This window comes from Aminobacter sp. P4_D5 (genome assembly GCF_056401815.1).
Map to the genome: position 1 here is coordinate 29768 of NZ_JBFUIP010000033.1, position 12961 is coordinate 42728.

10 protein-coding genes and 1 tRNA gene are annotated in these 12961 nt (G+C 62.0%); 5 read left to right on the plus strand and 6 right to left on the minus strand.

Translation table 11 applies throughout. The features are described from left to right. Positions 1-51: 51 nt before the first annotated feature. From AC1DWF_RS09975 to AC1DWF_RS09985, 3 genes are all read right to left on the minus strand, one after another. Positions 52-663: a LysE family translocator gene (locus AC1DWF_RS09975; protein WP_476782202.1), complete on the minus strand. Its 612-nt coding sequence runs from the start codon at positions 661-663 to the stop codon at positions 52-54. Positions 664-795: 132 nt separating this feature from the next. Continuing rightward, positions 796-1332: a TIGR00645 family protein gene (locus AC1DWF_RS09980; protein ID WP_476782201.1), complete on the minus strand. Its 537-nt coding sequence runs from the start codon at positions 1330-1332 to the stop codon at positions 796-798. A 325-nt stretch (positions 1333-1657) separates the two neighbouring features. Further along, complete coding sequence (locus AC1DWF_RS09985; RefSeq protein ID WP_476782200.1) at positions 1658-3841, minus strand: OmpA family protein; 2184 nt, start codon at positions 3839-3841, stop codon at positions 1658-1660. A gap of 203 nt (positions 3842-4044) precedes the next feature. On the opposite strand from AC1DWF_RS09985, the gene AC1DWF_RS09990 reads away from it, so the two are divergent. Both AC1DWF_RS09990 and AC1DWF_RS09995 read left to right on the plus strand, forming a co-directional pair. After that, positions 4045-4491, plus strand: coding sequence for a YcgN family cysteine cluster protein (locus AC1DWF_RS09990; protein ID WP_476782211.1), 447 nt, complete (start codon positions 4045-4047; stop codon positions 4489-4491). A 233-nt stretch (positions 4492-4724) separates the two neighbouring features. Beyond that, on the plus strand, positions 4725-5141 hold the full coding sequence (locus tag AC1DWF_RS09995; protein WP_476782199.1) for a hypothetical protein: 417 nt from the start codon (positions 4725-4727) through the stop codon (positions 5139-5141). 136 nt (positions 5142-5277) lie between these two features. On the opposite strand, the gene AC1DWF_RS10000 is transcribed toward AC1DWF_RS09995, so the two are convergent. Then, on the minus strand, positions 5278-5991 hold the full coding sequence (locus tag AC1DWF_RS10000; RefSeq protein WP_476782198.1) for an SIMPL domain-containing protein: 714 nt from the start codon (positions 5989-5991) through the stop codon (positions 5278-5280). A 134-nt stretch (positions 5992-6125) separates the two neighbouring features. On the opposite strand from AC1DWF_RS10000, the gene AC1DWF_RS10005 reads away from it, so the two are divergent. Beyond that, positions 6126-6201: transfer RNA gene (locus tag AC1DWF_RS10005), tRNA-Ile, on the plus strand. A 116-nt stretch (positions 6202-6317) separates the two neighbouring features. On the opposite strand, the gene AC1DWF_RS10010 is transcribed toward AC1DWF_RS10005, so the two are convergent. Then, on the minus strand, positions 6318-7649 hold the full coding sequence (locus AC1DWF_RS10010; RefSeq protein ID WP_476782197.1) for a sensor histidine kinase: 1332 nt from the start codon (positions 7647-7649) through the stop codon (positions 6318-6320). Between the two features lie 394 nt (positions 7650-8043). On the opposite strand from AC1DWF_RS10010, the gene AC1DWF_RS10015 reads away from it, so the two are divergent. Together AC1DWF_RS10015 and AC1DWF_RS10020 are read left to right on the plus strand one after the other, a co-directional pair. Next, the gene (locus AC1DWF_RS10015) at positions 8044-8997 is read left to right on the plus strand and encodes a ring-cleaving dioxygenase (protein WP_476782196.1); all 954 of its coding nucleotides are present in this window, start codon (positions 8044-8046) and stop codon (positions 8995-8997) included. Between the two features lie 55 nt (positions 8998-9052). After that, positions 9053-9622, plus strand: coding sequence for an NADPH-dependent FMN reductase (locus tag AC1DWF_RS10020; RefSeq protein ID WP_476787982.1), 570 nt, complete (start codon positions 9053-9055; stop codon positions 9620-9622). 12 nt (positions 9623-9634) lie between these two features. Here the strand turns inward: AC1DWF_RS10020 and AC1DWF_RS10025 are convergent, their stop codons facing one another. Continuing rightward, entirely contained in the window at positions 9635-12934 is a 3300-nt protein-coding gene (locus tag AC1DWF_RS10025) for an Ig-like domain-containing protein (protein WP_476841644.1), read from the minus strand. Positions 12935-12961 lie beyond the last annotated feature (27 nt).

The following is a 12961-nucleotide window of genomic DNA, read 5'->3' on the forward strand; positions in this document are numbered from 1 at the left end:
TCCTGCCGGCCTTCCGGCAAGGATGAGCGATCACTGATGTATTTGGGAAAGCTAGCGCTCGGTCAGCGCAAGCTTGGCGCCGAGCATGACGAAGGCCGCGGCAAAGCTGCGGCGCATCCAGGTCATGACACGCGGGCTGCCCGTCACCTTGTCGCGCACGGCTGCGGCGCACAGGCCATAGATGGCGAAGATGATGAAGGTCGCCAGCATGAATACGCCGGAGAGTTCGAGCATGCGGGTCAGCACATGCGGTTCGTTGGGCGCGATGAACTGCGGCAGGAAGGCAACGAAGAAGATCGACAGCTTGGGGTTGAGCACGTTGATCAGCACGCCGTCGACAAGCACCTGGCGTGCGGTGCGCGGATCGGCCTTGTCGTCGACCTTGAGCGCGCCGTGTTCGCGCAGGCTCTGCCAGGCCATGTAGAGCAGATAGGCGACGCCGGCATATTTGACGATCTCAAAGGCCAAGGCGCTGGTGTGCAGCAGTGCAGCAAGGCCGGTCAGTGCCGCGATCAGGTGGGGAACGATGCCAAGCGTGCAGGCGAAGGCGGCAAGCACGCTCGCCCGTCCTCCACGCGATAGTCCTGCGGCGAGCGTATAGACGACGCCGGTTCCCGGCGAAGCAACGATGACAAGCGTGGTCAGCAGGAATTCGATCGACACGGGCGTCCTCCCTCAAGAAGAGGCGACCATAATGCACGACAAGCTTCGGTGGAAGCCACCCGAAAACCTTGAGGATACGGGGGGAGATCGCGGCTCGAAAACCGGTTCCGATTTTTCGAGCCGCGGCTGATCTCAGATGCTCGGGCCGTCTTCGCTCACAGACTTCTTGTCGTTCTTGGTCAGGCCTGTGAGGCGGTCGATGTAAGCGAGCAGCAGCGCCGAAAGCACGAAGGTCAGGTGGATCAGGGTCAACCACATCAGCTGGTTGGAGGTATATTGCTGGTGGTTGAGGAAGACCTGCAGCAGGTGGATAGACGAGATCGCAACGATGGTCGAAGCGACCTTGATCTTGAGCGAGCTGATGTCGATGGTGCCGAGCCAGTGGACCTCGCCATCATGGTTGTCGAAGCGGCTGACGAAATTTTCGTAGCCGGAGATGATGACCATCACGACCAGCGAGGCGACAAGGGCGGCGTCGATCAACCCCAGCACCTTGAGGATGGTGTCGGTGTCGTCGAGCACCATCACCTTCATGACGAACTCATAGAGCTTCTTGACGAAGGACAGCGCGTAGATGCCGAGCGCCACGGCGAGGCCGAGGTAAAACACCACGAGCAACCAGCGCGAGGCAAGGATGATGGATTCAACAGCGTGTTCGAGGCGCTTCATGGGACGTCCGAAATTTTTGCGATTGGGAATTGAGGCTATAGCCGCACGAATGCAACAGGTTTTTGGATAAAACAAGGCCCGGCCGCTGGAGGGGGGATTCGGCCGGGCCTGTATCTCCTCAAATGCCGGAGATGGGACGGGGCAGGGAACCACGTCACCGACAAAGTGGCATCAAAATCCAGCGATTCAATGGCCAAAGCGGGGTGATCGCGTGATTGTTACCGGCGATCCCGAGCCCAGTTGGGGCGCGTTTGCGCCTGAAGGACGATGGAAAAACCCGACCCGCTGATGGCGCGGGCCGGGTCTGTTTCATCGCTTCCAGTCGCTATTTGGCGCTGGCGATCGGCGCCACCAAAGGGGTGATGCGACGGATGGCGACGCGGCGGTTTTCGCGTTCGCGCTTGTCGGTCTTCACCTTGAGGTAGCGTTCGCCATAGCCTTGCGTCGACAGGTTCTCCGGCGGAATGCCGAAGACATTGGTCAACGCATCGGCAACCGACTCGGCGCGACGGTCAGACAGCGCCAGATTGGCAACGTCGGAGCCGACGGCATCGGTGTGACCCTCGATGAGGAAGGTCTCGGCCGGGTTCTTGTTGAGGAGCTTTTCCATGGCATTGGCGACACCTTCGAGCTTGGCGACCTCGGCTTCGCTGATCGAGGCCGAGCCGAACTCGAAGTTGAGCGTGTCGAGGTCGACACGACGCGCGATGTCGCGGACGCGGGCCGAACGCTTGACCTCGTCGATCGAGTAGAGGCGCTTGACGCGCTCGACCGGCGGACGCTCGAGGAAGTCGTAATAGGCGTTGGGGTCTTCGACATACTGTGCGTCGAGAATGTACTCGTTGCGCGGGATATGCAGCTGCATCGGCGGCAGGTCGAGGCCCGGATCACGCCACTCGTCCATCTGTTCGTAATACTGGTCGTCGACATAGCTCAGCACATATTCGCGCCCGTCCGGCGTGATGCGCGAACGCTGGACGATGTCGCCATAGCGGTTGCGAATGGTGATGATCTGGTTGCCATTGTCACGGAGGATCACCTCGCGGGTGCGACCGCGCGGCAGATCCTCGTAGTAGACGTCCTGGGCGTCGCGCGTCATACGCGGCCTGTCGTTGCTCTCGACGATGAACTGGTTGTTGATCTGGATGATGACGCGGTCGCCGATCTCGCGCACCACCTCGGTGCCTTCAGGACGCGGCCTGCGGCGCAGGTCGACCTCGGGCATGCGCTCGATGCGTGTGCCTCGTTCGGCGGTCACCGGCTGGACGGTCACGGGCTGGGCCTGCACGGTTGCCGCCTTGTCGTCGACCGGCGGAGGCCCCGGATCGACCGGTAGCGGCTGCGGCTGAGCGGTTTGCCCCCCAGCCTGGCCGGGTGCTGGCGGCTGCGCAGGCTGGCCAGCCTGCTCACCTTCCGTCGGTTTGTGGGGCTTGGCCGCTTCGGCAGGAGGCGGGGTTTCCTTCTGGCTGTCGAGCAGCGGCGCCTCGTTCGGGTTGACCGGAGCCTCGCCCTGGGCGGGTTTTTCACCTTGTGCCGGTTGCTCGCCAGTCGCCGGCTTTTCGCCGGTCGCGGGTTGCTCACCCGTGGCTGGTTGCTGCGCAGGTTGCTCGCCAGTCGCCGGCTGCTGTGCCGGTTGTTCGCCAGCAGCGGGTTGCTCTGTCCCCGGCTTGTGCTCGGCGGGCTTTTCGCCGGCAGGCGCGGTGGTTTCAGGAGCAGGGGCCGGCGTCGGCACCTGTTCCGGAGTGGGCTGAGCTGGCTTTTCCGCCGGCTGTTCGGCAGGCTGTTCGGCCTGCGGCTTCGGCTCGGGTTGAGCTTGCGGCTGCGGAGCGACTTCGGGCGTAGGCGCTGGCTGCGTCTCCTCTGCGGCAGGCGCCTTTTCCTTGGGCTTGCGCTTGGGCGCTGGCTGTTCTGCCTGCGGTTCCGGCTGCGGTGCAACCTCTGGGGTAGGGGCGGGTTGCTCTTGGGGCTGCGCGGCGGGGGCAGGCTGTTCCTGCGGCTGCTCGGCGACCGGCTCGCGCTTCTTGCGCTTGGGTGCTGGCTCTTCCGCCTGGGGCTGCGGTGCCGGCTCGGCCTGGGGGGCCTCTTGCTGAGGTGCCACTTCTTCCACTGGCTTCTGCTTGCGGCGCGGTTCCGGTGCTGGCTCTTCGGCCTGCGGCTGCTCGGCTCGCGGTTGCGGGGCTGGCTCAGGCTGCGGCGCGGGAGCAGGCTCTGGGTGAGGCTGAGGCTCCGGCTGAGGTTGCGGCTCTGGCTGAGGTTGAGGTTCTGGCTGGGGTGCCGGTTCTGCTTGCGGTTCGGGCGCGGGCGCCTGTTCCTGCTGGGCGCCGCCCTGGCGCGCGGTGCAAGCTTCCGCCGATTCGCCTTCCTGGCACTCGGCCTGCACGCGGATCAGCGGCAGTGCCGGTCCTGCACCATGTGCCGCGCCATGCGGCAGCGGCATGGCGCTCAACGGCGCGGATGCCATGAACAGGCCGATTGCCGTGCCTGCGAGAATCCGTGGTTGGCGTTTCATCGTTGGAAATTCTCCATAAAATAAAGTCCCGTCCCCGACCAAACATGTGGAACCTGAGAATGGTTCCGCAGCCCGGCAGTCGCATCGCTTCGGGGCATTTGCCCGACTGCAACAAGGCAATATCGTGGTTTCACTGAACTGGCGATGAATGCGAAGCTCGCATTGGCTTGACGCGGACGGCGATGCGCGCCACATGCCACAGCATGGACGAGCCCTTCTGGAAAACGACGCCGCTGGAGGCGATGAGCCCCGCGCAGTGGGAATCACTATGCGATGGCTGCGGTAAATGCTGCCTGTCCAAGCTCGAAGACGAAGACACCGGCGAAATCTACTGGACCAGCGTCGGCTGCCGCCTGTTCGACGGTGCGACCTGCCGCTGCTCGGACTACGCCAATCGCCTCGCGCGCGTGCCCGATTGCGTTGGGCTTACGCCGCAAAATGTCCGCACCATCACCTGGCTGCCCAGCACCTGCGCCTACCGGCTCGTCGGCGAGGGGCGCGACCTCTATTGGTGGCATCATCTCGTCTCCGACAGTCCCGACACCGTGCATGACGCCGGCATCTCGGTACGCGGCCGGCTGACGGCTTCGGAGGACGAGCTGGCCGAGCCGGAAGACTATTTCGACCACATGCTCGAAGAAGAGCCGTAAGCGCAGATCCCATCCGATCGCCATATAGCCGTCGCCTTCTGTCGGCTATCTCGCGACCGCACAGCGACTCACGCCGTGTAACGCTCTGTAAGAAATATCCAGCAAAATCAAATATTTGCCAGATGAACCGAATATGAATGCACGGTTCGAAATCGGTTCAGCTTGGGTGGTGCACTCTACGGTCATCGCTCAGGCAAAGACGGCTTGACGCCACGGAGTTCAAGGAGAAGACCATGTTCGACAAGATCAAGACTGCCGCCCTTTCAGCCCTTATCGGCTTCAGCACGCTGGCGGCAATTCCCGCTTCGGCCCAGGCAGATGGCCTTTACCTCAACCTTGGCCAGGGCCAGCCGCGTGTCGGCGTCTATGTCCAGGATGGCAACCGTGACAATGGCCGGTGGGACAACCGCAACAACGGCCGCTGGGATGACCGCAATGATGGCCGCTGGGGCGGACGCCCTGATGATGGCCGCTGGAACCGCAACTGCACGCCCGACCGCGCGCTCGACAAGGCCGATCGCATGGGTGTGCGCCGCGCCCGCATCGTCGACGTCAACCGCCGCACCATCACGGTGAGCGGCCGCAAGTATGGCGAGCGCATTGCTGTCAGCTTCGCCCGCGCCCCGAATTGCCCGGTTGTGCGCTACTAGCACCTGTTTCGTTCCGATTGAATCGGAACGGGTCCAAACAAAACCCCGGAGGCCAGGCCTCCGGGGTTTTTCATTGTTTGCTATCGCCATGAAGTTCTGCCGCGCATGAACGCGCGGCAGAATTCCAGTCTGCTGGTCAGTTTTTCAATTCGAACGTGACGTTGACCTGGACGCGGTAGGCGTTTTCGCCGGCTTCGACGGGAACCGAACCTGCGGCACGGTCGAACGACTTGGCCTGCATCGGCATCGGCGGCGAAGCGAAGGACTGGTCGGCGATCTCGATCACCTTACCGAGATTGACACCGGCCGCCTCGGCCAGCACCTTGGCCTTGGCGATGGCATCCGCCACTGCCAGCTTGCGCGCCTCGGTGATGATGGGCTGAGGCTTTTCGTTGGTGAAGCTGATGCCGCCACCCTGGTTGACGCCGAGCGACACCGCCTTGTCGAGGACATCGCCGGTCTTGGAGATGTCGCGGATGCGCACCGAAAGCGTATTGGTGACCTGGTAGGCGACGAGTTCGGCTTCCTGCGATCCGTCCGGCTTGTTGGTGAAGTTGTAGCGCGGCTGGATCTGGATGCCTGCTGTCTGCAGATCGCGTTCGGCGATGCCGGCGGACTTCATTGCGGCGATCACGGCGGCCATGGCGTCGTTGTTGGCGTCGAGCGCCTCGCGCGCCGTCTTGGCCTCGCGCATCACTGACAGCGACAAAAGCGCAAGATCAGGCGCGACCGACGCTTCGCCTTCGCCGGTCACGATGATGCGCGGCGAGGGCTGATTGTCGGCGCGGGCGGCAGCCGCGGGAAGCGCGAGTGCTGCTGCAAGTGCGAGCGCCATGTATTTGCGATTCATAATATATTCTCCATTCAGCGGGGCCCTTCGAGAGTGTCGAATAGGGGCGGATTATGGGTGGATTGCGGCAGCGCGCAATAGATGGGCGAAGATGGCTTGTGCCAAGCCCAAAAACTTACTATCCAGCCCGCGTGGGGCCCGTAGCTCAATGGTTAGAGCCGGCGGCTCATAACCGCTTGGTTGGGGGTTCGAGTCCCTCCGGGCCCACCATAAGAATTTGATGATGCGCTTTGTGCGTGTGGAGCTTAAATTTGCGTCCGCCTGCACGTTCCCCCCAAAAGGGCGCGCGCCGCTCCATCTCAACAAGCCTGCACGACAGGTATTGGCTAAAGCTCGGCGTTCCTGATCAACTCGATCGGCGCGTCGAGCGTCCAGGTGACACCGTTCGGCTCAAAGCTGAGACGGCCGACACCGTTGAGCGCCAAAGGTGTGACGCGTTCGAGCACGATCTTGCCGAATCCGCTTCTGGATGCCTGGTCGACCGTTGGCCCGTTGCATTCCTGCCAGGTCAGGCGAAAGCGATCGGATGCCGTCCAGCCGACCGAGACGGTTCCGGTGTCGGACGAGAGGGCTCCGTGCTTGGCCGAATTGGTGGCAAGCTCGTGGAAGGCCATTCCGAGATTTTGGACCGCGATGGGAGACAGTGTGATCGGCTCCCCGGATATCTCGACGCGATGCTCTGCTGCGAAAGGCCGGATCTGGTCGTCGACAAGATCGCCAAGGTTCGCACCGCGCCAGTCGCCGTCGACAAGCAAGTCCTGGGAGCGCGACAGCGCCATGATCCGGTTGCGGATCTGGCGCTCGAATTCGCTCACGGTTGCGGTGTTTTTGCCGGTCTCGCGGATCATCGACAGGATCACGGCGAACTGGTTCTTCACCCGGTGATTGACCTCGCGCATCAGCATGCGAATACGGTTGTCGCTCTCCTTGCGCTGGGTGATGTCCCTGGCGATTTTCGATGCGCCGATGACCTTGCCGGTGGCGTTTCGCACGGGCGAGACAGTGAGCGAAATCGCCACTTGCCGACCGTCCTTGCGCCTTCTGACGGTGTCGAAATGCTCGACGCGTTCGCCGCTTCTCACCTTGGAGATGATGAGATCTTCTTCGTCTTGCCTGTCCGCCGGGATCAGGAGCTTGATGTGCTTGCCGAGGACCTCGTCCGCCGAATAGCCAAACAGCCTGGTGGCGCCGGCGTTCCAGCTCTGGATGATGCTGCCGAGGTCCTTGCTGATGATGGCATCGTCGGAGGATTCGACGATCGATGCCAATAGGTGGGTTTTCTCTTCTGCTTGCTTTTGCGCCGACGTGTCGATCAGCAGGTTGATGGCACCGGTGATCTTGCCGGAACTGTCACGCAAGGGTGCAGGATATGCGAGGAACGGGACGAGCGTGCCGTCGGGCCTTTCGGCAATCGCGGCAGCGCCACGGATCGCGCGACCTTCCTTGAGTGCTATCGCCATCGGGCAATCGCCATGTGCGAGGGGGGCGCCTTCGGCGGTCCTGAGCCGCCACGAACCGCACCACTCGTCTTTTCCGATTTCGGGGCGGTGTCCCCAAAGCTCAGCCGCCGCCTCGTTGAAATAGGTGATGCGTCCGTCGACATCGGTCGTGTAGACCGCAGCTTGCAGCGCGCCGAGCAAATTCTCGCGATCGGTCATCAGCGCAGCCGCTCCATTGGCATCGATAGGCTATTAAACGCGAATGCGTCACAAGTCGTTCCTTCGGCGTATTCCTCGCCGCAAGCGTTCTTAAACGATCGTGCCGTGGCGTGGTATAGAGCATCACGCGGATTGCAGGTCCAGCAACAACTAACCTGCCTTGCTCTTAGTGCGCATATTCCTGCGCTTATGGTCGAGTGCGCACGACGCCACGCAGTGGCGCAACATATCTTCGGCTGCGAAATGCGACTTATGCTGAAGACGCTTCGAAATGGGCAAATGCCTCGCCAATGTCCGACATCGAGAACACTGCGTCTCGAAAAGCGCTCTTATAGGGCGCTACAACAACACGATATGACTGCTGCAAATCACATCAAACATGCAGGAGGCAAAAATGACACTGCAATTGACAGGCATCCACCATCTGACCGCCATCACCGCGGACGCTCCGGCAAATCTTGCCTTCTATACCAAGACGCTCGGGCTCAGGCTGGTCAAGAAGACGGTCAACCAGGACGACACCAGTGCGTATCATCTGTTTTATGCCGACGGCGAAGCGACGCCGGGCACGGACCTGACCTTCTTCGACTGGCCGGTTGGCCGCGAACGGCGCGGCACCCACAGCATAGCGCGCACCGGCTTGCGCGTTTCGGGTGAAAAGAGCCTGACATGGTGGCGCGAGCATCTCCAGCACTCGGGTGTGGCACATGGCGAGATTGCCGAAATCGGTGGCTATCGCGCGCTTGAATTCGAAGACGCCGAAGGCCAGCGCTTCCGGCTGATCGACGATGGCGGCAAGGGCGATGCGCATCCGTGGAGCAAGAGCCCGGTTCCCGTCGAGCACCAGATCAGGGGGCTTGGGCCGATCACGCTCAGCGTTCCCGATCTTGCGTCGACCGAACTGGTGCTGACCAAGGTGATGAACATGCGCCAGGTGCGCGACCACGCATCCGCCGACGGCAACGGGCATGTCCATGTCTTTGCCATGGGCGAGGGTGGTCCTGCGGCTGAACTGCATGTCGCCGTGCAGCCGAAGCTGCCTGCGGCCCAGCAAGGTGCCGGTGCCGTGCACCATGTCGCCTTCCGCACGCCTGATATCGAGTCCATGCATGAATGGACCGAGCGGCTGGCAAGCGTGCGCTTGCCGTCGAGCGGCGAGGTCGAGCGCTATTATTTCCGCTCGCTCTATTTCCGCGAGCCCAACGGCATCCTGTTTGAGATCGCCACCGACGGCCCTGGCTTCACCGCCGACGAGCCGCTGGAAACGCTCGGCGAGCGGCTGGCGCTGCCGCCCTTCCTCGAGCCCAGGCGGGCCTCGATCGAAGCAGGCTTGAAGCCGCTTGTCTGATCGGTATCTGCCGGGAGGCGGGATCCTCCCGGCAGCCTATTTCGGAGTGAAGGACATGACCAAACTTATCGGCATATCGGGCAGCTTGAGACACGGCTCCTACAACGCCGCCTTGCTGCGGGCGGCGGTAGCGATGACGCCCGAAGGGGTGGAACTGCATGCCGCCTCGATCCGCGGTATTCCGCTTTATGACGCCGATGTCGAGGCGGCGGACGGTATTCCAGATGTGGTCGCCGAGCTCAAGGAGCTGGTCGCCGGCGCTGACGGGCTGATGCTGTTCACGCCCGAATACAACAACTCGATCCCCGGCGTGTTCAAGAACGCCATCGACTGGATGAGCCGCCCGGCGAGCGACATCAAGCGGGTGTTCGGTGGCAAGCCTGTCGCGGTGGCGGGCGCCTCGGGCGGAGGTTTTGGCACGACGCTCAGCCAGAACGCATGGCTTCCGGTGCTGCGTACCCTGGGAACCAATCCGTGGTTTGGCGGACGCATGCTTGTTGCCCGTGCGCATAGCGTCTTTGACGCGACTGGTGCGATCACCGACGATGGCGTGCGCCAGCAACTGCAGCAGTTCGTCCACGGCTTTGCCGAGTTCGCCGAGCGGGCAAAGCAAGCGGCCAAATAGCGACCGTCTTTCTCAGAAGTTCTTTCCGACCTTGAGGCCAAAGGCGTGGCTCTGGCCGACACCGCCGACAGCCGTGCGGTAGTCGAACCTGGCCGTCCAGTGATTGTTCAGCGACGCATCGAGCGATGCCCCCAGCGTGACATAGTCGCTGCCGCTGCTGTCGGTCCTGTAGCCGTAGCGCAGGACATCGATGTCGGCATAGCCGAGGCTGACCTGGCTGGAACCTTCGAAATCATGGACATATTCGACGCGCGCGCCGGGTTTCAGAACGCCCCAGCCGGTTGCAACAGCGTATTCGAGCCGAAGCYCGGCAATGCCCGAAAGCGTGTCGACGGTCTGGCTGCCATATTTCAGGAGGTAGGCGTCCTTGCCCGTTTCAGTGAAGCCATCGAGCCACGATCTTGAGAAATCCAGCCTGCCATAGGGCGAAACGAGCCAATCTTCGCTGCGCTTTTCATAGCTGGCCGTGACGGACCCGAAAATCTGGCGGCCGTCGCGTTCACCTTCCGCGAAATTGCCGGTCGGAGTTTCAAATCGCGCGCTGGAGAAATCGAGCCAGCTGCCGCCAATGAGCGCATCGATGAAGGTTGCCTTGAGCGGCGAATAGCTTGCATAGACAGCGCCGCTATAGGCGTGCGCGCGGCTTTCAGTTCCGTTCGAACCGATGTCGGTTGCATCGCGGCCATAGCCGAAGCCAAAACCCGCCACCAGAGATTTCGACAAGCGGTAGTCAAAGCCGCCGCTGACGCCGACCGTGGTGTAGTCCAGACTCAGCTTGCCGTCGTCGCGCTTGCCGAAATTGACGTAACCGCCCGTCCATATGGCGAGCTTGCCGAGGTCGACATCGATCGCTGGCTGCGCGGGTTGGCTGCCCTTGTTGTCTTCGGATGCGTAATTGTGCATCGCAAATCCGCCGCCGGCTTCGGTCGCGGGATTTTTGCCCAGAAGGTCCTCAAGCCGCTGCTCGGCCTCGTCCTTTCGGTCATTGCCGGCATAGCCCAACCTGACCGCCATGGAGTTGCGGCGGCGGTCGCCTTCATCGTGCAATTGTTCGAGCCGCGAATTGAAGTTCTGCGTCTGGGTGTCGGCAAAGCGCCTGGCGCTGTCGGCTTGCGCGGTCAGTAGGCCGGTGACTTCGCTGTCCTTGGATGGATCGGGACGGCCTTTGACATCGAAATAGATCGAGGTCTGGGCGGAACTGGCAAAGGCATTGCTCAACGTGAAGACGACCGTTGCCGTGCCTTCGAACGTGACATCGGAGGCGAAAGTGAGCTCGGTGCCGGAGATCGAGGCCGGGCCAGCGGTCACAGGCGAAGCCGAGACCAGTGCTGCCGCTGTGAACGGACCGCCGGTCGCACCTTCGGTCAGATCGACGACGACCTGCTTGCCGGCATCGACGCTGATGCGCCGCGAAACCGCAACGGGGGTCAGCGCGGCCACGGTCAAGCTATATGTCTTGATTGCGGTAGTGGGGCTGCCAGCCGTGCTGTCGGTGGCCGAAACGGCGATGGAGAAACTACCGGCCGTGCTTGGCGTGCCGCTCACCGTCATGGAGTCTGCCGTGGTGGCCGTGATCGACAAGCCCGAAGGCAATCCGGTTGCCGAATAGCCGGTGTAGGGTGCGGTGCCGCCGGCGAATGTGAAGGTCTGGCTGTAGGCCGAGCCGACCGTGCCGCCGGCATTGGGAGCGACCGGATCAACGACAACAGTCGATGCCGTCACGGTTACGGAGTAGGCTTGCGACGCGGTGAATTGCTGCCCGTCTTTCACCGTTACGGTGAAACCGAAAGTGCCTGTACTTGTCGGCGTGCCCGATAGGGCGCCGGTCGACCCGTCCAAGGTCAGCCAAGTGGGCAGGGAACCAGTGGTGACGCTGAACGTGTAGGGAGCTGTGCCACCCGTTACGGTCAGCGTCTGTGAATAGGCTTGTCCAGCTGCGCCATCGGGAAGCGAGGCCGGCAGGGTTATGGTTGGGGCGCCGACAGCATAATAGTTCGAACTGACGATCCCGCGGCCTGCGTTGCCGGCCAAGTCCAACACGCCGGTCATATCCAAAATGATCAGGTTGTTTGCTTGCGATATACCGGATACCGGCGTCAGGGTGGTAGTCCATGTTATGCCGCCATCCGCGGACGACACCGCCGACAAGGTGCCGTTGTCGGTCGTCAGGTCGGCGTTCGTAAAGTCGGTTACAGCCTCCGAGAAGGTAATCGTCACCAGCGATGTGTCACCGGCGCTGAGCGACGTTTTCGTAACAACGACCGTTGCAGTCGGCCGAATGGTGTCGATCTCGAAAACTGCCCGGGCAGTTCCGATGCCGGAATTTCCGGCCTCGTCGTGCACTCCGGTCATGTCCACGGTGATCGCGGACGTGGCGGTTATGTTGTTGGTGGGCGTAAATTTTGCCGTCCATGTTATGTTGCCGCCTGACGAGGACACCGCCCACAGGGTTCCGTTGGTGATGGTCACGTTGGCGTTGTTAAAGTCGACAACGGGTTCAGAAAAAGTGATGGTCACGTCAGCTGTTTGACCAATGCCAATCCTTGAGTGGGTGACGACGACTGTCGCAGTTGGACGCCTGGTATCGATCTCGTAATTGGCCGAACTGGTCGTGCCTGTTCCAGCATTGCCAACGAGGTCGGTCACGCCGGCGTTGTTCAGGATGATCACATTGGATAGTTTGCTTTCGTCGGCCGTGGGGATAAACGTTCCCGTCCAGGTGATGCCGCCATCGGAACTGGACACCGCCGACAAGGTGCCGTTCTGCACGCTCACGTCGCCGTTGTCGAAGCCCGTCACCGCCTCCGAAAAGGTGAACGTCACCAGCGATGTTTCGCCATCTGCGAGGCTGTGGTCGGACATGACGATCGTCGCGGTCGGCCGCTGGTCATCGAGAGCGAATTTGTTGGAGGTGACGGTTCCGGCGCCGGCGCTGCCGGGCGAGTTGCCATTTATGCCCACCATGTCGAGGTAAACCGCATTGGACGGGCCGGTTGTGCCTGCAGCGGGCGTCAGCATGACCGTGAAGGTGCCGTTGTTCGAAGTGTCCAGATTCGACACAGTGCCACCTGTGACGGCCAATTTGCCCAGGCTCATGCCGGTTACGGGCTCTGAGAATTTGATCGTCACATCAGATGTCTGACCAATGCCAATCACAGCTTTTTGGACTTCGACGGTCGCCGTAAGGGGGTCGCTTAACGCCGCCGACGGCCAAAGCGCGCCGATACAAAGCAGCAATACCAGGCCGAGCCACGTCCGGAATCGTGCAAGCGCCGTTGTCGCAATCGCACGTTGCTTTGCCTGATGCTGCATTTTTGGCCCCCGCCAATCGCATTCCAA

Bases quoted from the DNA above. Each gene is read 5' to 3' on its own strand.
- AC1DWF_RS09980 (WP_476782201.1), bottom strand. From the start codon at position 1,332: ATGAAGCGCCTCGAACACGCTGTTGAATCCATCATCCTTGCCTCGCGC.
- AC1DWF_RS09985 (WP_476782200.1), bottom strand. From the start codon at position 3,841: ATGAAACGCCAACCACGGATTCTCGCAGGCACGGCAATCGGCCTGTTC.
- AC1DWF_RS09990 (WP_476782211.1), top strand. From the start codon at position 4,045: ATGGACGAGCCCTTCTGGAAAACGACGCCGCTGGAGGCGATGAGCCCC.
- AC1DWF_RS09995 (WP_476782199.1), top strand. From the start codon at position 4,725: ATGTTCGACAAGATCAAGACTGCCGCCCTTTCAGCCCTTATCGGCTTC.
- AC1DWF_RS10000 (WP_476782198.1), bottom strand. From the start codon at position 5,991: ATGAATCGCAAATACATGGCGCTCGCACTTGCAGCAGCACTCGCGCTT.
- AC1DWF_RS10010 (WP_476782197.1), bottom strand. From the start codon at position 7,649: ATGACCGATCGCGAGAATTTGCTCGGCGCGCTGCAAGCTGCGGTCTAC.
- AC1DWF_RS10015 (WP_476782196.1), top strand. From the start codon at position 8,044: ATGACACTGCAATTGACAGGCATCCACCATCTGACCGCCATCACCGCG.
- AC1DWF_RS10020 (WP_476787982.1), top strand. From the start codon at position 9,053: ATGACCAAACTTATCGGCATATCGGGCAGCTTGAGACACGGCTCCTAC.